Raw genomic sequence first — 22,444 nt, 5'->3', positions numbered from 1 at the left:
TACCAAAATTACCCTTTTTCCTAATTGAAACACATCGTTTTGCCGAAATACATAATGAGGTCTGTTCATCAGACAGGAGAAGAAATTCAGATAAGGGGGAAGATCAGTGAAATTGAAGAGAATTGCCAGAAAGGGCATACTTGGACTCTTGATCGTTATGCTGACGGCTCAAGGTTGGCTTACGGGTTGGAGTGGAGTTGAGCAGGGGGCATATGCGGCACACGCATTAAGTGCAAATGGAATAACGAACACTGTTCCTGCCGTGAAAGGAACGAATGTCGACAGTACAGTACCGTTCGTTATTGATTTTGATAAACCTGTTCAGAAAGCAACCGGGACGCAAAGTTCAATTGTGATTAAGCGTTTGGATGACAATACAACGATGGGTTCGGTGCTGGTATCCAGTGACCAAGTAACGATTGATCCCACACCACCGATTACAGACCCTACGACACCAGATGCGGGAGACAGCACGCCTGTGCCAGCTACTGGCCTACGAGTGACGATTACACTGGGCAAGGACAAGGTTCTACCTGGAGCAACATACTACGTAGAGATAGATAATAAATCATTTGTTTACTCAGACAGTACCCCATTTCCGGGACTGACTAACAAAGAGTGGACCTTCAGTACTCAGGGGCTAGGCTCAACATCCATTGTGAACAGGGTTCCTGATAACGCAGCAATGGTATCCCCTTCAACTAAGGTAGTGATGACATTCGATAAGCCAGTAACTGCAGGTAGAGGGAATCTCACTATCTATCAGGGAAGAGTCGGAGGTACTATATTTGAGCAGATTCCAGTAACCGCAGGACCCTCTCGAATTACAGGGTTTGGAACGAATATAATTACGATTGATCCCACGAATAACTGGAATAACAACACTACATATTACATCGTAATGCCAGAAGGTTTTTTGCGGGATAGAAATGAGAATGATATCGGTGCAATTAGTGGAAATGTTTGGGGATTCAATGTCATATCCGATCCGACGTCCCTCACAGTGTCTACTGTTTCTCCGGCAAATGGAACTACCAATGCACCTTTAACGGGAAATTTAACAGTTACGTTCAACAAAGAGCTTGATCCGAATTACATTCAAAATGTAACGCTCAAAAAATCAAATGGAGCAACAGTTGCATCTAAGACAGTCATCAATAGTTCGAACAATAGACAATTGCTAATCACACCGACGAACGCATTGGATAGCAACACGAATTATGTGGTTGATATTCCAGCCAATACGTTTCGTGATAAAGCAGGCAATGCATTCACAGGTCTGAATGGGTCCACATCATGGGCCTTTAAAACATTAAGCGTTGATACAACTCCGCCTGTACTGAAGACGGCTAAGATGCATAGCAATAACACCATTCGATTGACGTATGACAAGTGGCTGAACAGCACCAATTCGCTGAGTAGTACTTACGCCGTAACGGTGAATGGGGAGAAGAGAAACGTCAGCTCCTCCTATATTTCAGGTGAAAGTGTATATGTTGTATTGGATACAGGGGTAGCGGTAGGACAAGTTGTGCGGATTGCTTATGCACCGGGTACTACAGGCAATCGTCTTACAGATCAGTCTTCCAATGCTGCGGCTGCTTTTGGCGCTCGGGATGTAGAGAATGGTCTAGATTCTGTCATGTCCAAGCCGCGAGAAGGTAACGTGTATTATAGTACAATTACGTTGTACTACCCTGAGACGGTATATATCACTTCAAGTGATGCAGCGAGACAATTCAGTGTAACTGCGGATCAGTCTGCTGTAGGCGTTAATAGCATATCGATCAATGGCAGCTCTGTAGTGACGTTGAATCTCAGTCGATCCATTACAGATGGTGAAGTCGTTCGTGTTGCGTACACACCAGGTTCATGGCCTGTGAAGGACACGCGTGGACAGGCTCTTGCTGGTTTCAGCGGCTTCTATGTCCGCAATTCCATTGATACCAAACCACCTGAGTTCAAGAGTGCTGAGGTGAGCGGTAACAAATTGTGGGTTCGCTACAATGAACCACTGAAAACGACCAATAAACCAACGAACAGCCAGTACTCTGTTCTGGTTGATGGTAAGCCAATCTTCGTCACGGATTCCGAGATTGACGATGATCTGGTAACCTTGACACTAGCTTCAGCTGTGAAGGATACACAAAATATATCGTTATCATATGTGCCTGGAGCATTGCGGCTAACGGATCTGAACAATAACCCAGCGGGTTATCTCAATATGACGCCAGTAACATATACGTATGGTAATGGCAAGATCCTGTCGGCTACGCTCCAAGGAGACACGGTTCAGATTAACTTCCGAGATGCCATCCAGTCACAGGCGGCATTAACAGTAGCTCAGTTTAGTGTGTTGCTAGGCAATTCGTCCGCACCTGTATTATCAGCTTCGGCTTCTGGCTCTGTGGTGACGCTGAAGTTAGATACTTCTACTTCATCGGGAGCAACCACAACAACTCAGACGGGAACGGTCAGTTATGTACCTGGTGCTGTACCGCTACGTGATGCATCGAATGTCACAATAGCTGCGTTTGGCCCGCTTACGTTGCAACCAGCAACCAATAGTTCGAGTGGTAGCCAGAATGGGGGGCGCCCTGCCTGGTTGACGGAAATGGATACTTCGAGCTATGGTCAATCATTGCTTGTCATGAACAACAATACGGCATCGGCTGTGTCTGCGATGTCACACTTCAATCGTCCAACTCGTCAATTCAATGTGGATGCCAACAAGTTAGTCCAGACTTTTGAATATGCTTCGACAGTGGGGAAAATGAATCAGCCAGTTGTGTTCGAGATACCAGATAGTGAATCCGCTGCGTATGTCGGTTTCCCATTGAATGCACTAACTCAGATTGCTTCAAGTTATCGCACCGGTACCATTGGTGTGAAGTATGGAGATCGTCTTTGGACGGTGCCACTGTCTAATTTAGATTTGGCAGCTATGAGTCAAAGTGTAGGAGCGCCAAACACAAGTACAACGACAGGAGCAGCGGTCGCATCCTTATACGTTCAGTTAGAGACGGTACCTGTGTCTTCATCAGGAACGATGGAAGGCTTGATTGCAGGTGCAGGAGCGCAGAAACTTGCGAATTATACGGATGTATACCTGTTTGCCAGTAATGGTACGACCGATCAACGTGTCGAGCAGAAAGTGAAAAGTCAGTTATCCATGCAATTACCAGTAGGTACTTCTACAGTAACATCTGGATTCACTTATATTGATCCGGTTACCTTCATGTTATCGAACGTACCTAGCTCGTTTAAAAATACACCAGGAAGTGTAGTTGTCCAAGGACAACTGAATGGTAATCAATCGGTAGTCCCGGTCAACCATATTGTTAATTATCCGGATACCACATCACACTGGGCTAGTGCAGTCATTAAGGAACTCTCTGCCAAATGGATTATTAATGCACCAAATGGCTCTTACTATCGACCGAATGAGAACATTTCACGTGCAGAATTCGCTGAATTGGTCGCCAGAGGTCTGGGTTTAAATGGAGTACCAACCGCAGCGAGTCGTTTCAGGGATGTTCGCAGTGGAAGTATGACAAGTGCCTATATCGGTGCTGCTGCTGAAGCGGGAATCATTACAGGGAATACCGATGGTACGTTTAAGCCGGATCGTCCCATTACGCGTGAGCAGATGGCACTTATGATGGTACGTGCGATGAACTACGGTGGGAAAACAGTCTCTCTTCAATCTTCGGCTGCTTCCACTCTGTCCAAGTTCAAGGATAGCAACAAAATCCAGTCCAAGGATTCTGTTGCCAAAGCGGTGCAGGAGGGAATTATTCAAGGTATGACAGCGAGAACGTTCGAACCCCAAGGGAACGCAACTCGCGCTCAGGCAGCAGTGATGTTGAAACGTGTTCTGGATAAATTGGAATATCTGTAATAGTAATTAGCTCTTTTATCTTAGTGAAGCGAAATCGATCAGGGGAATACGTTCAACTGATTGGTTTCGCTTTTTTATATTATAAAGTCATAAATTTCATGGATAGAGGGTGTAAATTTGCTTAAAAAAATGCTAGTATTTTTCCTCGTTGTGGGGTTAATATCCATACCATCACAGGCTTATGCTCAAAATAATAAAGAATCCATACAACTGTACGTGAATGAAAAGCCTACAGACATTAAACTGATGACAAAATCAGGAACGGTGTATGTCCCTTTTCGGGAGTTTATTCAACTAATGGGGTACCAAGCGGATTACTCAGTGAAAGATCGAGAGATTTCAGCCAAGATCGGGGATGCAACGTATATTTTCTTTCCGGATGATGGTTACATTAGTGGATCGGGAGATTACTACGAATTACAAAGGCCAGGTATTCAGATTGATGGAAAATTCTATTTACCTATCCGTTATGCCGCCTGGTTAACCAAGCATTCGGTTAAGTATGATCAAAAGTCGAATAGAGAGTTTTCCGAAATGTTTTTTCCAGAATTAGAATAGGATTCAACATAAATCATTGTTCAGGTAGAACCCAGGTGCGCAGTTAATGCCGTGCCTGGGTTTATTTTTTGCCAAGAATATCCTCAAAGTTAGCTGTGGGCGTAACTTTTTCCACGAAAAGCAGTCTATTAATAGAAGAGTATACTAGAGATCTCGCTATCTGCTGCTACTAGGTAGTGTTCGTGATGTCTAAGATTGATATACAAGATGGGAGAGACGTTTCAGACATGCTGGGGAAACATGGGAAACAGCTGGAAGACGTTAAGGGTAGTAAGGTGAAGAAATGGGCGATTGTGACGCTGGCGGGTGTGATCTGGATTGCACCAGTGATGAGTACAGGCGGACAGATGTGGTCAGGCACTTCATGGCAGTCGGTGGCCGCAGCAGCATCTACGAATACAAGCAAGTTGAGTGAAGAGATTCTGACTTCGGGTGCGAAGCTCATGAAATACAGATATACAACAACACGTTCCGGTTCCAAGGTCAACGTACTGGCGGATGTGATCCAGGTGGATCTGCAGAACCCGTATGTGAAGCTGGATGTGATGACAGGCAAGGGCGGTAATCTGAACAGTAAACAGAGCACAGGTGCCATGGCTAAGGAAAATGGTGCAGTAGCTGCTGTGAATGGCGATTACTTCAATGTCTCCGGGGAGCTCGCGCCCATTGGTGGACAGGTCTCCGATGGCGTACTGGTCTCCACACCTTCCGAACTGTCGGGTATGTATGCCCTCACGGTGACCAAGGATGGCAAGCCGATGATCGACGAGTATTCTTTTGATGGGACCGTGAAGGCACAGGATGGTTCAACATTTGCTTTGCGTGGGATAAATAAAGAGGATTATACAGTAGAGTCGGGGGCGGTAAAATATAGCCATGCCAATTCGATGTATATTTATACACCGGTATGGACTTCCACCAAACGCCCAAATGACCCTTCCACAACCCCAACAGAGGTTCTAGTACAGAATGGAGTAATTACCCAAATTTCGGATAAAAAAGCGTTAAACATGACGGTGCCGAAGGATGGGTACATTTTGCGTGCGCATGGTACAGCAGCGACATGGACCATGAGCCATCTATCCGTTGGGCAAACCTTGGATGCGGATTACAAGTTAAAAGCCAAAACAACCGGGCAATCGGTTGATCCAAGTAACCTGGAGATGATGATTGGCGGTCACACCATTTTGGTGAACGGTGGAAAGGCAGCTTCCTTTTCTCGTGATATCGCATCTTCAGGCATCGGTGGCATTCGTGCAAGAACGGCAGTAGGATACTCCCAGGATGGTCGGTATGTCTACATCATTGCCGCAGAGAAAAATAGTAATAGCAGCGGTATGTCGCTGACGGAACTGCAATCCTTTATGACCAGTGTGGGTGTCTGGAAAGGCATGAACCTGGACGGAGGCGGCTCCACAACAATGGTGACCCGCCCGTTAGGGGAGCAAACAGCCAGCCTGACCTTCAACACAGAGTATGGCACCGAGCAACGTCAGGTTGTAAACACGCTGGGGGTGTTCTCTACGGCTCCTGCAGGTAAACTGAAGGGCTTTGCCGTGAGTGGCAGCCAAACGTTGCTGGTGGGACAAGAGGGCAAGTACACAGCCAAAGGATATGACACCTACTACAACCCGATCGCAACAGGCGATATCAGCATGTCCTGGAAGTCCAGCAACAACAGCATCGTGAGTGTTAGCAACGGAACGATCAAAGGCTTGAAGCCGGGTACAGCAACCCTGACGGCAACGAGCAATGGAGCTTCATCCTCCATTAAAGTATCGGTACTGGGTGGAAGTGAATTGTCTTCTCTGACAGCAGGATCGGGTCTCGGTTCGCTCAAAGCGGGCACAACGATGTCGATTCCGGTAACGGCAACGACGAAGAGCGGACAAAGTGTTACTGTTCCGGCGGACTCGCTGACATGGCAATTTATCGGGTTCAAAGGTAAAGTGACTGCTGACCAATTAACCGTATCTTCCGTCAATTCCGGTGCACAAGTGGGATATGCGATTGGACGTTATGATGGTTACAGCACAGTCGTGGTACTCTCGGCTTCTGCCAGCGAAACGATCTGGGAGAACTTCGAAAATGTGAATTATCCGATCAACTTCACGACGAACGCAGCGGGTGTAACTGGCTCGGCAACCGTTACAGCAGGAACGGGTGAGAAAGCTGGCTCTAATGTACTGCAGCTCGGTTATGACATGACAGCTGGAACAGGCAAAATGTACGCTTATGCACAACTGAACGGTTCTACCGGCAGAGAGGTATCTGCTGCGGCTACATCGATGTCGATGGATGTTATGGGAGATAAAAGTCTGAACTGGCTGCGTGCCGAATTCACGGATGCCAATGGCAAAACGGTATATGCCGATCTCGCCAAAGCGATTGACTGGAACGGGTGGAAGAAGCTGAGTGTGGACCTGAACGGACTGAACATAGCCTATCCGGCGAAGCTGAAACGTGTCTATGTAGTAAACGTGGAAGAAGGACAGGATGAGCGTGCGAAATCAGGTTCGGTTGCCTTTGACAACATCGCATTCACGATGCCTTCCAAGTCCAGTGAAGTCGGATTGCCTACGGGTACAGCTTCGCTAGTGCTTGGACAGAAGTCGATGACAGTGAATGGCACGAAAAAAGCAATTGATGCAGCACCGGTCCTGAAAAATGGTACCACGTATGTGCCAATCAAACATGTTTTGGACGCTTTTGGTGGTCAGGCAAGCTGGGATAGCAAAAATCAGCGAATCACGGTATTACGTGGTGGCAAGCTGATTGATCTGGTTGTAGGGCAGAAAGAATTCATTCTGAATGGTAAAAGGCAGAGCGCAACTGTTGCACCATACGTAACGGGTGGCAGGACTTTAGTCCCGCTTAGACTCGTTTCCGAGCAACTTGGTCTGACTGTAAAATGGGAACAGAAAACGAAGACCGTTACCATCTCATCGTGATATGGTATGATATATACCGGAAACGATAGAAATGGAGTCGAACAAACGTGGATTTACAAGCCGATGCCATAGACCGCGTCATTAAAAACGCCATACAAGTCATGGAAAACAGCAAATATCAAATGTTCGAGATCATGGACGCAACTCGCGATGAGCTGAAAACACTCAACGAGGAGTTAAAGTCGGTGCTGAAGGAGACGGCGGAAACGATCGAGAAAGTAGATCAATTGGAGCTGAATTACCGCCGTTCCCGGATCCGGCTGACGGAGGTTAGCCGGGACTTTGTCCGGTATTCCGAGCATGATATCAAACAGGCCTATGAGAAAGCAACACAGCTACAGCTGGATCTGATGATTTATCGTGAGAAGGAAATGTATCTGAAGGCCCGTCGGGATGATCTGCAGAAGCGTGCCAAAAATGTGGAAGCTTCCGTAGAGCGTGCCGAGACCATCGGTTCGCAGATGGGTGTTGTACTCGAGTACCTGTCAGGTGAACTGGGTCAAGTGACCCGGATCATCGAATCCGCCAAAAATCGACAAATGATTGGTTTGAAAATAATTTTGGCCCAGGAAGAAGAGCGGAAACGCATTGCTCGTGAGATTCATGACGGGCCTGCGCAGATGCTAGCCAATCTAGTGCTTAGGACGGAAATTGTAGAAAGAATGCTCATTAAGCAGGATTTTAAGATGGTCCAGGCCGAAATAGTAGATTTGAAAGGCCAGGTTCGTTCCAGTCTTGAAGAAATGAGAAAAGTAATTTTCAATCTGCGTCCTATGGCACTGGATGATCTGGGGCTGATTCCAACGCTTCGGAAGTATGTGCAGGATTTCGAGGTAAAAACGAAAATCCGGTCGCTTTTTGAAACAAGAGGTAAGGAACATCGTTTATCTTCAGCCATGGAGGCTGCGATCTACCGCCTCGTGCAGGAAGGTCTGTCGAATGCTGCAAAGCATGCTTATCCCACATATGTTGTAGTGGAAATTACATATCAGGCTCAGCTCGTCAAAATTGTCGTTCAGGACAATGGGCTTGGGTTCAAACCGGAGCTTCTTGCGAAGAAAAGCAAGGATCATACCCACTTCGGTCTGATTGGGATGAGAGAACGGGTTGAACTGTTAGAAGGAAGAATAGAGATTGAATCCGGAGAAAATCAAGGAACCAAAATAGTAATTCATATCCCGACAAACGTGGATAAGGGGAAGGAGTAGCAGGATGATGGAAAACCGTGATACTGGTAAAGCATCAATTAAAGTTCTTCTGGCTGATGATCATCAGCTGTTCCGTGAGGGACTGAAACGCATTTTAAATATGGAGGATGACATTGAGGTCATCGGCGAATGCGGCGATGGTATCCAAGTGCTCGAATTCTGCAATCAGGATAAACCTGATATCGTATTGATGGATATTAACATGCCGATCGAAAACGGGGTTGAGGCAACGGAGAAATTGCGTGAGCTGTTCCCTGATGTCAAAGTGATAATCTTGTCCATTCATGATGATGAAAGTTATGTATTTGAGACGCTTCGTAAAGGGGCTAACGGATACTTGCTGAAGGATATGGAGGCCGAGTCTCTGATCAATGCGATTCGTTCCGTGCATGAAGGACATGCGTTCATTCATCCGAAAGTAACCGGCAAACTGATCATGCAGCTGCGTCGTATGACGTATCTTAATGAAACAGGGGCAATGAGTGAAGGAGCTTCGAAGGAAGCAGGCGTTAAATTTGTCGCTGGCGACAATAACCCGCTCACACGTCGTGAGGCTGAAGTACTGCGCTTGATGGCAGAAGGTAAGAGCAACAAAATGATTGGTGAATTCCTGTTCATCAGTGAAAAAACGGTAAAAAACCATGTCAGCAGTATTCTGCAGAAGATGGAAGTGGACGACCGTACACAAGCTGTAATCAATTCGATTAAATATGGTTGGGTTACGCTCTAATAGCCTATATGTTCTTAAAGCAGTGTTTTTATCGGAAGTCAGTCCATTGGTTGGTTCAACCTGATGAAGTATAGATTGGTGTACACTCGCGCCCTTTCCAGAATGTTGGATTGGTCTGCGGGTTAATGGACTTTATCGCTGTGAATGAGCAAAGTGTGAAGTTATGCGGAACATATGTTCAAGCTTAGGCGTGAATGAATGACCTGGCCTGTCTTTCTTCGTCCGGTGTCGATCAGAATGGAATATGAGTGATAGGAGTTGCAAGTGTAACCCTTCAGAAAGTACAGCATATACTGCTGTATACAGGGATGTTCGCCATGGGTGAGCATGACCTTCCGAGGAGGTGCAGTTGCCATGGTTGCTCATCTGACTATGATTCTGCTCATATACTTCCTGGCGGCAATGGCCGTTCATGCCATGCACCAGCGCCATCTTTCCCGTCCGGAATCTGAAGGCTTCGAGCAGATCCTGCTCATCCCTTCCAATCAGGCAGGACGGATCGAAGGCACTGTAAGAGCACTTTGCCGGGAATTGTTGTACCGTGGAAAGAGCTTCAGATTAACAGTTGTCGCTGATCGTACAGAAGCGGAAACGATTACGATTATTGAAAAGCTTATGCAAAGGCAAGGAATGGAGACATCTTATCTGCCTGCTGTCCCTGCTGATATTGAACGGGTAGCACAGACCGATCACACGTTTCGCTTGATTGATTTGCGTGAACCAAAGCAATAAATCAGGGTGTGAACGGAAATGGGATGGGCATTTCGCAGATCTACAGTGAAAAGATTACAGCAGAAGCTGTAGTCTTTTTTTGTAATTGTAGCCAAGTCTGCTTTTAAATTAAAAATGGGTTTTTATGCAATCTATGGTTATTGTCTGGATGTGGTGAATTCTTGGTCAAAGAAATAAGCTTTTCGAAGTCAGAACTCTTAATTTAAAAGTATAGACGATGCAGGCTGGAAAAAGTTTCGCATGATAAAGAAAGATTCTGGTTATTAGAAGAATTAGTATGTGTGAACCAGAGATGATAGATCAATTCATAAAATGCACAGCAGACTCTTCCATTATATTGACCTCTGGAATACTAAACCATATAATGACTTAAAATGGATGTTTAGCGCGGGAGAAGTGTGTTTCTGGAAGGGGGTATCTTCTTGAGCATATTGGATATGACGATTCGAACAGAATTTTTACATTACATAGAGGAGAATAAAATCCTTCTGTATCATTTTGCAGAGAAATCTGGCATTAACTCTGGAACGCTAAGCAGAGTGATTAACGGTTCACAGCCTGTATCGGTGAAAATTCTGGATATCATGACAGAATACATGGGATTGGAAGAGGGATATTTTTATGAACAGTATGTAAGTGAGTTGTTTGATGATTATACGATGAACTGGAGAAGACTCCGTCCGTTTATCATGCGGTGCGCTGAGCTTGGGAAAAACGATTGTATTGAACGAACTGTGGATCTAATGATGGAGAATCCTTCGTATATCCAACAACTGTTTGATTGTGCCGAATCATTAAACGCTGAAGGGAGCGCAGCGGCTGCATTAATTATTTATCGTAAAGTGTGTGAAGGGGAACGGTATCAGCATGCCGAACGATTGGCGATTTGTCAGTATCGAATATTCAAACTCTCGATTACTGATGATCAGCAAAAAAATCTGGAATATGCAGTGCAATTCGATCCTTATGTCGTGCGTCTTAATGAGTTGGAGCAACTGGATGCGCTGAAGGATCTGATGAATCTGTACCTTTCATTGCGCCGATGGGATAAGGCGGAGCAACTGGCAACACGAATGGGTAAACTGGCGAGGGTACAATATGAAATCAAACATCAACGGATTAGAAGGGGGAAGAGTTATCAGGAGCCTTCCAAACCTTTGTTTGGTTATATTTTATACTCGGATTTGATTAAAGGGTCCATTGCAGAAGAGCAGAATGATTATAATCAGGCACTACACTATGTCTCAATTTACGAAAATCAGGACTGGATTATGGAGAGTGATCTTGAGGCGGAGCTAACGAAAAAACAGTTTCGGGAGTGGGCAGTAGCCAATAGATATCTCTATCAGATTCTTGCAGGTAAAATAGATGTTTTGGATGAGTATGTGGAGTATTTATCAGTAAGAGAAAACGAGATTCTGCGTGGAATGTTCAAGCTCATTAAAGCAGCCAATACGCATAATATGAATATTGACCATGTGTTGGAGCGTTTTAAAATAAATATATCATCTCATATGTTCACTCAGGAGAACGTGGGCTCTTATACTGACCAGATTATTGATGATCGGTTTGCGATATTTTTAATGGATGTAGGTGATTATTATCTAAAATCCAATCGTGTTCAGATTGGAGTTCAATTTGTCTTGGATAGCTTGTCAATTATTGATCGAATTAACAATGATGCTAACGTGATGAGTCAGTTGTTACGATTCCAGTTGAAACGTCTTCTGTTATAAAAGGAAATCATTTTTTCATCAAATTAATGGCGACTAATATACTTGGTGGAGAGATGGTGGTTAATCTCGTATATTTTTTGTATATCTAATGGAAATCTATGTTTTTACATAAGAGGTTACAATGTTTTATAGAGGTGAAGATGCTATGAAACATGTTGCGAGTGAGCAAGAAATCGAACTGGAACGTGAAAGGGAAAGCTTGTACACATTAACAGCGATTTATGGTTTACAACATCCAATCGTAATTAAGCAATCCGAGATTTTGGATGAGTTGATTAATCGGTATAATCGAATGATTCTCAGGCATCTCCAAACTAAGTAATACATAACCAGTTGCTGGACAATTCAGACCAACATGATTGAAGTAAACGTACATCGTAGAATAAGGTCCATCTCTCTTTATATATAAGTTTCCGGTCATAGGTTGTTAATGAAGTGGTTCATGAGGAGAATGATCTAATGAGACAGCAATACAAAAAGAAAATGATTTTTTTGATAACATTGATCCTGGTATTGAGCCTTAGCTCAAGCAAAGTAATTGCAGAAGGATATAAACAAGATGGAGAAGTCCCCGATATATATGGTACGACACCTGAAACGACATTTACTTTTGAGGTGAATGGTCAGATTCTACAACCTGGCGAGTCGATCTATATTGAGACAGCTCCTGATCAGCAACCTGTAATTCGAGTTGGGAAATAAGCTGTTTTTTGAATGGCTGAATTTGTAGAGTAGCGTTTCAGTTGATATAGTAATAAGTAGATTGATCATACGAAGATTGAATATGGACATGAAGCACATGCTCCGGCGAACAGCCGGGTTGGCATGTGCTTTTTTTGCTTTCGGAAAATGTGCGATGGGGGAGGAGCGTAAATGAAAGTTTTCTTATATGTATGCCGTGTACGGGAAGGGTGGAGCATGATGTTGTCTCTCGATATTCGAGTGGATGTAGCTTGGTGGCTAGAGGGGGGAAGTGGGCGACATGTGCTGCGCTGGTTGTTGTTGGATCCAGCGTTGCCGTTAAGTCAGGCATCTTGGTTGGTTGAACATTTTGAGCTGGAGCGGGGCATGGATCAGTGGGGCGAGCGCGAATGGCAGAGTTATCTTGCGCGGAAGCTGGATGTGTATGAACTGGCCTCGGGGGAAACAGAGGCCAGGAAAGCTACAGCGGGCAAACCGGGGAGTGCCGCTGTGCGTGGTGCTTTGGTAGGCGGGATGCCGGAATCGTATCCCGCCGGGCAGTGGGCTCAGCTGGAGCGGGACGCGGCCCTGCTGGCTGAGCGGATTAGCGGCCGCCAATTACTGGCGGCCGAGGCGGAGGCGTTGCTGGTGGATACCGCCCAGCCGCCAGGGGAATGGCGCGCGGCTGCGCAGCTCGCGCGCTTGCACGGGCGGCTGAGCATCACAGCCGCCCTTGAAGGGCCTGCCACGCGCCGTCGGCACGCGTGGCTTGGACGCGCGCGGAGCGCGCCCCGCTGCCACCGTTGTGGCAGCGAAGCCAGGCAGCGGGTGCCCTGCGCTGCCTGCGGCCTGGCGGCGTGCGCCTACTGCGAGGCTTGCCTCGCGCTGGGGCGCAGCCGTGCCTGTGCGCTGCTGCTACGCAGTGCAGCGCAAGGGGCCGTGCCAGGGCGCGGCGAAGCACCGCGTGGCACGGCCTTGGCCCCCACCGGCGGCGGGCTCGCCCGGTGGGGGCTTAGCGCAGCGCAGAGCGCCGCAGCAGCCGCGGCGCTTGCGTTTTTGGCCCGGCCACCCGCAGGGGATGGGCCGGGGCGGTTTTTGCTGTGGGCCGTGACCGGGGCCGGCAAGACCGAGATGATTTTTCCACTGCTCCAACATACATTGGATCGTGGTGGACGAGCTCTGGTCGCTACGCCACGCAGAGACGTGGTGCTGGAACTGGCTCCGCGTCTGGCGAAGGCTTTCCCGGACACCTCAATCGCTACCCTTTACGGAGGTAGTGACGAACGCTGGAAAGACGCTCAGCTCACGCTCGCGACCACACATCAACTGATGCGTTTTTATCAGGGATTTGATCTCGTCATTATCGATGAACTGGATGCTTTTCCCTATCACAACGATCCCATGCTCGCTCACGCGGCGGCATCCTCTTGTAAACCGGACGGGAATTTTGTTTATCTATCTGCCACACCGCCTGCTCGGCTCCAGAGGGAAGCAGCACAGGGGAAACTCACTCATGCCAAAGTTCCAGTACGTTTCCATCGTCATCCTTTGCCCGTGCCAAGATGGATCAAGATGGCTACCGTTGCTGAATGTATTAAGAAACGAAATCTTCCTTCTGCCTTGAAGACTAACATCCAAATTTCATTGAAGCGCGACGCCCAAATATTTGTTTTTGTAACACGGATTGCCCAGATTGAGGCGTTTGTGAACCTGATGCGTCGTGCCTTTCCCGCAATCCATATCGAAGGAACTTCATCTCAGGACCCCGATCGCGCTAGCAAAGTTACAGCTTTTCGTGAACGCACGATTCGTCTGCTCGTAACGACCACAATTCTGGAGCGTGGCGTGACCATTCCACGCAGTGATGTTTTTATATTGGATGCAGACAATGGTCTCTTTGATGAGGCATCGCTGGTTCAGATGGCGGGTAGAGCAGGGCGTTCCATGGATGATCCGGCGGGTAGAGTGGTCTTTGCATCATCTCGTCGGACACGCTCACAGGTGAAGGCCGTTGCACAGATTCGGAAAATGAACGCTATCGCTCGTCGCAAAGGCTATCTGCATTCGCCATCCCAAACATAATCGTCTTCTACCAAGTTTATATCCTAATTTCACATTACATTCACCAGACTGGAGGTTTGCATCCTAATGTTCAACTGGCTCAGCAACATCACGGATCACGCGCAGTACTTGACTCAGCGCCTTCACCAACTGCTCGCCCCACCGGGAGCGACTTGTCTGACATGTGGCATTCGGGCGATCCTTTCTCCACTCTATCCAGATATATGTCTACGTTGTGTGAAACAGATTCCATGGATTCGTTCCATCCGTTGCCTGCGTTGTGGTCGGGGTGTCGGTTGCCCGGACTGTGCTCGTCCACACATGCAAAACCGTTCTTTTATCTCCAACCGCAGCGCCGTACAATACAACCCTCTTATGAAAGAATGGATAGGCATGTACAAATTCAGAGGCCATGAACGATACGCGCCGCTCTTAACCGCGCTGTTGATTCAAGCTTTTCAAGCGATGAGCGATGAACGAAATTCTGTTTTGGCAAAAGAACCCCCAGCCCCCGTGGCTCGTCCCGCCACGCCTGCTCAACAAAAGAAGCCGCAATGGCGGCCTGACGCGGTCACCTATGTTCCGGTGAGCAGCGAGCGCCTGGCCGAGCGCGGCTTCAATCAGGCGGAGCGGCTTGCAGCAGGACTTGCCGCCGCCTACCGCCTACCCATCGTTGATTTGTTGCAGCGCCAGATCAACACCACCAAACAAAGTTTCAAATCACGCGGTGAGCGTATTGAAACGATGAAGAACGCTTTTTCCATCAACCCGGATGGCATGGAGTTAATTGAAGAACTGTACAGGGAATTTTATCTGCCAACACAGATGAGCATGTCACATGCCAAACCCATACAGTTACTGCTAATCGATGATATATACACAACAGGTAGCACTTTGGACGCTTGTGGGCGGGTTATCCTAAATGCCGGCTTCTCCATGGAGAAGCCGGTCGAGATTTACACACTGACACTGGCAAGATCCTAATTAATAAATGGACTTGTTTACTATTTGTGGAATACTTTACTTCTTAATATAAGAATAATATGCTCAACGGGAGGAGATTGAAGTGTTATTTTAACCAAAGTAGCCATGAGTGGGCTTTCGTATATATGCATCCTGTTCCCTCTTTTGTTTTGCAAATAGACTATGGCTTCATCAGAGAAAATAAGGTAATGTATAGTTATTATCTATTCGGAAATGGAAGTTTGAGAGGGGCGTTTTAGCGATGAATCTAGGTAATTGTCCTCGCTGTGGTAAATTATATGCGTTGAATTTTCGAGATGTATGTTCGAACTGTATTAAGGAAATGGAACAGGAGTATCAGATCTGTGTAGATTATTTGCGTGAAAACAAGGGCACCAACATACAGGAACTATCTGATGCAACAGAAGTTTCGATCAAAACCATTACCAAGTTCATCCGAGAGGGACGGATTTCCATCGAAAACGCCCCGAATATGATGTATCCTTGTGAAGTATGCGGCACATTGATTCGTGAAGGTCATATGTGTGACTCTTGCCGTAATCGTTTGACGAAAGACTTAGCAGGAGCAGCTCGTGAAGTAGGTCAGAAGGATAACGGCAATATAGGCGGACGAACCTACAATGCTCTCGACAAACTGCGCGATTAATAGGAGCGAGGGCTCAAATACATGTTTTGCTATAACAAATGTTTTGAAACGTACCGATAAACTTATTAAAGATTATCGGTTTTTTATATTATCCTAATCATTTTGATAACATAAAGTTAAAGTGAGAAAAACGTATATCGTCGTAAAAACCTAATGTGGAAGGAAGTGCAAGTTAAATGAAAATCAATGAACCGAGTAGGATTGGCGCCATCAATTCATATCAGAGGAACGTTGAAAATCAGCAGGCTGATGCCAAGAAGAGCCGCCGTAAGGACGAAGTATCCATTTCTCCGGAGGCGATGAAGATGCTTGAGGAACAAAGTCGTACACAGGATGCAGGACGCATACAACGGCTACAGGAGCTGAAAGAACAGGTCAGTTCAGGAACGTATCAGGTAGATAGCAGCAAGCTTGCTGACAAGCTGCTGCCGTATTTTAAGTCTTTTGATAAGGAATAGGTGATCACGTAATGGCAGCACTGGACAGATTGATTGCAGTTTTGCAGCAAATGGAACAAAGTCACCGCGATATGCTGGCACTCAGCGAGGTCAAGAGACAGGTCATTGTCAAAAACGATGTGGATGAACTCATTGCCCTCCTCAACAAAGAATCTCGATTCATGAAACAACAGGAGCCATTGGAGATCGAGCGGCAGAGCGCAGTTCACGAACTGCTACAGGAGCGAGGCATCAAGTCCATGCTGAACCTGAATATCACCGAGATCTCGAAGCTGATTTTTGATCCGGCTGACAAACTGCGATTGCTTGAAGTCCAGAAGAAGCTGGCGGGAACACTGCATGAATTAAAAGAAATTAATCAACTGAATCAAAAGCTGATTGAACAATCGTTGATGTTTATTGATTTTTCAATGGATATCTTCGCTTCAAGACCAGAGCAGGATGCCACTTATCAGCATCCTGCCGATAAGAACGGAAATACAGGGCGAATTGGTATGTTTGACACACGTGCCTGATTAATTAGGGGGAAACCAGGTGACATCTACATTTCATTCAATCGAAACGGCTAAACGCAGTTTGTTCACACAGACGACAGCTCTTAGCACAACAGGTCATAACGTAGCGAACGCTAATACGGAAGGCTACTCGCGTCAAAGAGTAAATATGCAAGCAGCTATTCCGATGGAGCCGTTTGCCTTCTTGCATAGCACAACACCGGGACAACTTGGAACAGGGGTAGAATTTGATTCGATCACTCGCGTTCGTGAGAAGTTTCTAGATGATCAATACCGTAATGAGAATACAAACTTCGGAAGTTGGACCATTCAACGTGATACGTTGGAGAAACTGGAAGCTATTGTGAATGAACCATCTAATACTGGTTTTCGGACAGTCATGGATAACTTCTATAAATCCTGGTCAGATCTAAGCAAAAATCCCGAAGATGTCACTGCTCGCCGAATTGTGAAAGAAACCACTCTGGCTCTGACAGATGCAATGAACCAAATAAGCCGTCAACTGGATGCACTCAGCGAGGACTTGGATAGTAACATTGCTGTGAAAAGTAGTGAAATTCAAGGATATCTAAGTAATATTGCGAATTTGAATGGTGCAATTGTTAAGATTGAATCGCTTGGCGACAATGCCAACGATTTGCGAGACCAACGTGACCTCATGGCTGATAAGCTATCCAAAATCATTAATATTACGGTTACAGACTCTCCACAAGGATACGCTGTTCAGATGAATGGACAAGCACTTGTGACAGGTGAAGCTGTTCAGACAGTAGTAGATTCTGCTTTTTTGAATGCCGCATATACGGCAGGTACTTTAACGAACGGTGAGGTTCACGGGATGATTAAATCTCGAGATACCTTGGTAAACGATTATCGGGAACAGATGGACGATCTGGCTAATACGCTTGCCAACGGAGAAATTCAGATTACGCTGCCAGCAGGCTCTGTCCTTCCTAACAATACTGTTCTGAATGGTGTGACTTACACGGGTGCTTCACGCACACTAACTACTGAACTAACCGTTACTGTTAAAGGTTTAAATGGTTTGCACCAACTGGGGTACAGCAAGGATGGAACAACATCTGCTGGATTGCCATTCTTCACATCATCTAATGGAGCTGGAATAATTACAGCGGGGAATATTTCATTAAATGCCGCTATTGTAGAAGATCCGAACAAAATTGCAACTTCTTTGCGAACAACTACTGATACTGCAGGAGCGGAGACCGTAATTACGGGGAATAACACACTTGCTCTTTTGCTTGCTAATCTGAAAGATACACCGATGAAATCAACGGATGGTCTTCGTAATGCGACTATTGGTGCGCAGTTTAGTGCGATTGTAGGTCAGTTAGGTGTTCAATCTCAGGAAACTGCACGTCAAACATCCAATTCGGAGTTTCTTGTTGAACAAGTTGATATGCGTCGTCAGTCGGTTAGTGGCGTATCCCTGGATGAAGAGATGACCAACATGATCAAATTTCAGCATGCCTATAGTGCATCTGCACGATTTATGACGACATATGATCAATTGCTCGATAAATTAATTAATTCCACAGGCGTGGTAGGTCGATAAGTAGAACGGAGGTAGTTTGAACGATGAGAGTCACCAATAACATGCTAAGCTCGCAATTACTGCTTAACCTGAACCGGAACGCACAACAGATGAATAACACACAAGTGCAAATGGCAACAGGCCGTAAAATAAATAAACCATCTGATGACCCGGTGGGTATTACGTATTCCCTTCGTTATCGCGCAGAACTTTCTTCGAATGAACAATATCAAAAAAACGTAGATAGTGCTGTATCGTGGCTGGATTTTAATGAAACAGTCTTGACTCAGGCAGGAGATGTATTACAGCGGGTACGGGAATTGGTTGTACAAGGTTCGACGGGTACCAATCCGCAATCAGCTTTAGACAGTATTAATGAAGAGATGAAGCAGTTAAAAGAGCAAATGGTTGATATCGCCAATAGCAAACTCAACGGGAAATATATTTTCAATGGCGAGACGTACGATACGATGCCTTATAATTTCCCAAAGGATACTGAGGGTCGCTTGGATACAACCGATGCCGGAGACATAGTAACTGACCCAGGCAAAATTAAATTTATTGTTGGTGAATCCGTGCAATTACCCATCAATATTACTGGAAATGAAGTATTTGGTTCTGCTACAGAGGATGATAATATTTTTGTGATGTTTAATACCATTATCGATTCATTAACGGAAGGTGATCAAAAAGAATTGTCTGATCAACTGGACGTTATTGATAGTCGTGTAAGTAAAATCTTAGCTTATCGCGCTGAGATTGGAGCCAAAACGAATCGCGTAGAACTGATGATGAGCCGTCTGGATGACTTGGGCATTAACTTGACTGATTTGCAGTCTAAGGTGGAAGATGCGGACTTTGCCGAGCTTGCCATGCAGTCTAAAATTCAGGAAAACATCTATAATGCTTCTTTATCCACAGGGGCGAAAATAATTAGCCCTACACTGGTTGATTTTCTAAGATAACGAAAGGCAGGGGTAATCATTGAAGACTCTTCCTATCGTTCAGATTCGCACGACGCCGACTGTATTAAATTTTGAAGCGAAGCTAGGGGAGTATTCTATACGTCAGCCGAAGGCAGAGCTTCAGATGCAGACTAAACCTGCTCAGCTAACTGTGGAGAGTTATCCAATTGAGCTGAGTATAGATCAGAGTAGAGCCTTTTCCGCCTATACAGGTGGTACAATGGCTGAAATGAATGATCGGATATATTCCGGGATTCAGCAGCTATTTCTTCAAAATTTGGGTGAACGTGTTGAGCAAGGAAACCAGTTGGCGGCCATTCATAAGCCGGGTAACACAGTTGTCAATATCGTGGGTTCAGATTGGCAGGCGAGACCATTTCCGGAGTCACGTGGACCCGCTTCGTCGGACAATGTTGATGTTCGCTTCACGACCCGTCAGCCTGATCTTCATTATGAGCCAGCCGTTTCCGAACTGAATGTCATCGTGAACAAACCGGAGATTGAATACCATCGAGGAATATTCGATGCTTATGTGAAACAATATGGATCCATACAGTATACCCCACCTGCGATTGACATGGGATTATAGGGTATAATGTTGAGCTATACGGTCTACAAACCGCTATGGCTCTTTTTTCTATCTATCTTATATTAAAAGGAGGCGTTTAATATTCATATTCAGACTGCGTTATGGGGAGAAATCGAGTTACCCGAAGAGGAGATATACCATTTCCCGAAAGGTCTGCCTGGCTTTGAGGAAGAAGATACTTTTGTCATTGTTGCTTGGGAGGACACCCCATTTAACTACTTACAATCGGTGAGGGAGCCTGCATTGGCATTTCTACTCGCTAGCCCGTTTATGTTTGTACCGGATTACAGTTTTGAATTATCGGAAGCAGATAAAGAAGAACTAGAGATACAAGATCAGGTCTCGGTGTACTCCATCGTGACAATCCAAGCGGAAGCTAATAAGTCGACAATGAATTTACTTGCACCAGTTGTTCTCAATCCTGAGAAACGAGTGGGCAAACAAGTAGTTCTCCATCAATCAAGTTACGAAACACGTCATCTCATATGGGCAGCCGATGAAGTCGCATCAGTGAAGGGTGGAATCTAGCATGTTGGTGCTCTCGCGAAAAAAGGGTGAGTCCATCGTTATTCAAGATCATATTGAAGTCACTGTGTTGGCAGTAGAAGGAGATATTGTCAAGTTGGGGATCTCGGCACCAACCCACATTGATATCTTCCGTCAAGAGGTGTACACAGCCATTCAGGAAGCCAATAAGGAATCGGCAACACCACTTGCAGCGAACATTGAAGCCTTTATGGAACGGCTTCGGAATGAGGATAAGAAAAAAAATTAAAAAAATTACATTTTGCTATAAACAGTTGCTCACTTCCAGTCGATATATTATTTAGACGCTGCTTCAGCAGGGCGGCCGACCTTAATGTCGCAGCGTTTACCACAAGGATGTGGAACTAACTTATTTCAGGGAGGAAACACCAAATGATTATCAATCACAATATCACAGCGCTTAACACGCACCGTCAATTATCTGCAAACACTTCTGCTACAAGCAAAAATATCGAGAAACTGTCTTCCGGTCTTCGTATCAACCGTGCCGGTGATGACGCTGCTGGTCTCGCAATCTCCGAAAAAATGCGTGGTCAAATCCGCGGTTTGGACATGGCTTCCAAAAACGCTCAAGATGGTATCTCTCTTATCCAAACAGCTGAAGGCGCACTGAACGAAACACACAGCATTCTGCAACGTGTTCGTGAATTGGCTGTTCAATCTGCGAATGATACGAACACTGCTTCCGACCGTGAAGAACTTCAAAAAGAAGTTCAACAATTGAAAGATGAAGTGGATCGTATTTCGAACAACACTGAGTTCAACACTAAGAAATTGTTGAATGGTGACTTGTCTTCCCAATCCTTCAAAAAAGAGACAGCAGCAGTTGCAAGTAAAACAGGTGACTTTGCTGTAGAAATCACTTCTACTTTGGCGGCTAATGCGTCCGACGCGGCTGTTGTTACTGCAGACGATACTTTTGTTCTTAAAGTAACAGGATATGATGCATCAACTGACACTTATTCTTACAGTGTTACTCCAGAATCAACAGGTGTTGCAACTGACGCTACCTTCACTGCAGCCGGTGCTGCTGCTGATGCAGTAACCATTGGTGGTGTTGACCTTACAGTGGACAGCACAAAGATTAAAGTTGGAGATTCCTTCACAGTGGTAACTCGCCAAATGCAAAATCAAACTGCAGGTGAAACCAATGAAATCAATTTCCAAATCGGTGCTAACTCTAACCAAACCATCAGTGTAGGCGTGGAATCAATGAAAACTGGTGATTTGTTCCTGAAAAATGTAAACATCTCTACACAAACAGGTGCAACTGCAGCAATCTCCACACTGGATGATGCAATCAAAAACGTATCTGCTGAACGTTCTAAACTGGGTGCTGTTCAAAACCGTTTGGAGCACACAATCAACAACTTGGGTACCTCTTCCGAGAATCTGTCAGCTGCCGAGTCCCGTGTGCGTGACGTAGACATGGCAAAAGAAATGATGGAGCAAACCAAGAACAACATCCTTGCTCAAGCTGCTCAAGCGATGCTTGCTCAAGCGAATCAACAACCACAAAGTGTTCTGCAATTGCTTCGTTAATTTTCGTCGGATATATTATTTCGGCAATAGACTCCAGAATTTCCTGGGGTCTATTTTTTTAAGCCTAATTTTAGACATATTTTAAA

General features: G+C 45.7%; 20 protein-coding genes. All 20 read left to right on the top strand.

Translation table 11 applies throughout. The features are described from left to right. Positions 1-106 precede the first annotated feature (106 nt). The 20 genes from M1D71_RS26610 (at position 107) to M1D71_RS26515 (ending at position 22,358) form a co-directional block, all read left to right on the top strand. Positions 107-3,901, top strand: a complete 3,795-nt coding sequence (locus M1D71_RS26610; protein ID WP_458124311.1) for an S-layer homology domain-containing protein — start codon at positions 107-109, stop codon at positions 3,899-3,901. 117 nt (positions 3,902-4,018) lie between these two features. Next, entirely contained in the window at positions 4,019-4,459 is a 441-nt protein-coding gene (locus M1D71_RS26605) for a stalk domain-containing protein (protein ID WP_458124310.1), read from the top strand. Between the two features lie 227 nt (positions 4,460-4,686). Then, complete coding sequence (locus tag M1D71_RS26600) at positions 4,687-7,410, top strand: stalk domain-containing protein (protein ID WP_458127360.1); 2,724 nt, start codon at positions 4,687-4,689, stop codon at positions 7,408-7,410. 47 nt (positions 7,411-7,457) lie between these two features. Continuing rightward, positions 7,458-8,618 (top strand): sensor histidine kinase, encoded by a 1,161-nt coding sequence (locus tag M1D71_RS26595; protein ID WP_074092506.1) that lies wholly within the window; start codon positions 7,458-7,460, stop codon positions 8,616-8,618. A 7-nt stretch (positions 8,619-8,625) separates the two neighbouring features. Next, complete coding sequence (locus M1D71_RS26590; RefSeq protein ID WP_026081439.1) at positions 8,626-9,348, top strand: response regulator transcription factor; 723 nt, start codon at positions 8,626-8,628, stop codon at positions 9,346-9,348. A gap of 354 nt (positions 9,349-9,702) precedes the next feature. Then, a complete protein-coding gene (locus M1D71_RS26585; RefSeq protein ID WP_336762423.1) occupies positions 9,703-10,080 on the top strand; it encodes a hypothetical protein in 378 nt (125 codons plus the stop codon). Positions 10,081-10,502: 422 nt separating this feature from the next. Then, positions 10,503-11,816 carry a helix-turn-helix domain-containing protein gene (locus M1D71_RS26580; RefSeq protein ID WP_458124309.1) on the top strand — a complete coding sequence of 438 codons (1,314 nt, stop codon included), beginning with the start codon at positions 10,503-10,505 and terminating at the stop codon, positions 11,814-11,816. A 145-nt stretch (positions 11,817-11,961) separates the two neighbouring features. Continuing rightward, complete coding sequence (locus tag M1D71_RS26575; protein ID WP_458124308.1) at positions 11,962-12,138, top strand: aspartyl-phosphate phosphatase Spo0E family protein; 177 nt, start codon at positions 11,962-11,964, stop codon at positions 12,136-12,138. A 137-nt stretch (positions 12,139-12,275) separates the two neighbouring features. Further along, entirely contained in the window at positions 12,276-12,518 is a 243-nt protein-coding gene (locus M1D71_RS26570; protein WP_458124307.1) for a hypothetical protein, read from the top strand. Between the two features lie 171 nt (positions 12,519-12,689). Further along, the gene (locus tag M1D71_RS26565; RefSeq protein WP_458124306.1) at positions 12,690-14,579 is read left to right on the top strand and encodes a helicase-related protein; all 1,890 of its coding nucleotides are present in this window, start codon (positions 12,690-12,692) and stop codon (positions 14,577-14,579) included. Between the two features lie 66 nt (positions 14,580-14,645). Next, complete coding sequence (locus M1D71_RS26560) at positions 14,646-15,542, top strand: ComF family protein (RefSeq protein ID WP_458124305.1); 897 nt, start codon at positions 14,646-14,648, stop codon at positions 15,540-15,542. A 241-nt stretch (positions 15,543-15,783) separates the two neighbouring features. Beyond that, the gene (locus tag M1D71_RS26555; protein ID WP_458124304.1) at positions 15,784-16,188 is read left to right on the top strand and encodes a TIGR03826 family flagellar region protein; all 405 of its coding nucleotides are present in this window, start codon (positions 15,784-15,786) and stop codon (positions 16,186-16,188) included. A 176-nt stretch (positions 16,189-16,364) separates the two neighbouring features. Next, positions 16,365-16,646, top strand: a complete 282-nt coding sequence (flgM, locus tag M1D71_RS26550; protein WP_458124303.1) for a flagellar biosynthesis anti-sigma factor FlgM — start codon at positions 16,365-16,367, stop codon at positions 16,644-16,646. Positions 16,647-16,657: 11 nt separating this feature from the next. Continuing rightward, complete coding sequence (locus tag M1D71_RS26545) at positions 16,658-17,161, top strand: flagellar protein FlgN (RefSeq protein WP_458124302.1); 504 nt, start codon at positions 16,658-16,660, stop codon at positions 17,159-17,161. 19 nt (positions 17,162-17,180) lie between these two features. Beyond that, positions 17,181-18,737 (top strand): flagellar hook-associated protein FlgK, encoded by a 1,557-nt coding sequence (flgK, locus tag M1D71_RS26540; protein ID WP_458124301.1) that lies wholly within the window; start codon positions 17,181-17,183, stop codon positions 18,735-18,737. Positions 18,738-18,760: 23 nt separating this feature from the next. Further along, positions 18,761-19,681 carry a flagellar hook-associated protein FlgL gene (flgL, locus tag M1D71_RS26535; protein ID WP_458124300.1) on the top strand — a complete coding sequence of 307 codons (921 nt, stop codon included), beginning with the start codon at positions 18,761-18,763 and terminating at the stop codon, positions 19,679-19,681. A 19-nt stretch (positions 19,682-19,700) separates the two neighbouring features. After that, positions 19,701-20,270 carry a DUF6470 family protein gene (locus M1D71_RS26530; protein ID WP_458124299.1) on the top strand — a complete coding sequence of 190 codons (570 nt, stop codon included), beginning with the start codon at positions 19,701-19,703 and terminating at the stop codon, positions 20,268-20,270. An 81-nt stretch (positions 20,271-20,351) separates the two neighbouring features. Continuing rightward, on the top strand, positions 20,352-20,798 hold the full coding sequence (gene fliW / locus M1D71_RS26525; protein WP_458127359.1) for a flagellar assembly protein FliW: 447 nt from the start codon (positions 20,352-20,354) through the stop codon (positions 20,796-20,798). A gap of 1 nt (position 20,799) precedes the next feature. Beyond that, complete coding sequence (gene csrA / locus M1D71_RS26520) at positions 20,800-21,045, top strand: carbon storage regulator CsrA (protein ID WP_458124298.1); 246 nt, start codon at positions 20,800-20,802, stop codon at positions 21,043-21,045. A 143-nt stretch (positions 21,046-21,188) separates the two neighbouring features. Beyond that, positions 21,189-22,358: a flagellin N-terminal helical domain-containing protein gene (locus tag M1D71_RS26515; RefSeq protein WP_458124297.1), complete on the top strand. Its 1,170-nt coding sequence runs from the start codon at positions 21,189-21,191 to the stop codon at positions 22,356-22,358. The last annotated feature ends 86 nt before the right edge of the window (positions 22,359-22,444 follow it).

The organism is Paenibacillus sp. Z3-2 (genome assembly GCF_054161325.1).
The sequence above is the reverse complement of the archived record's forward strand: the minus strand, read 5'-3'. Positions and strand labels throughout refer to the sequence as shown.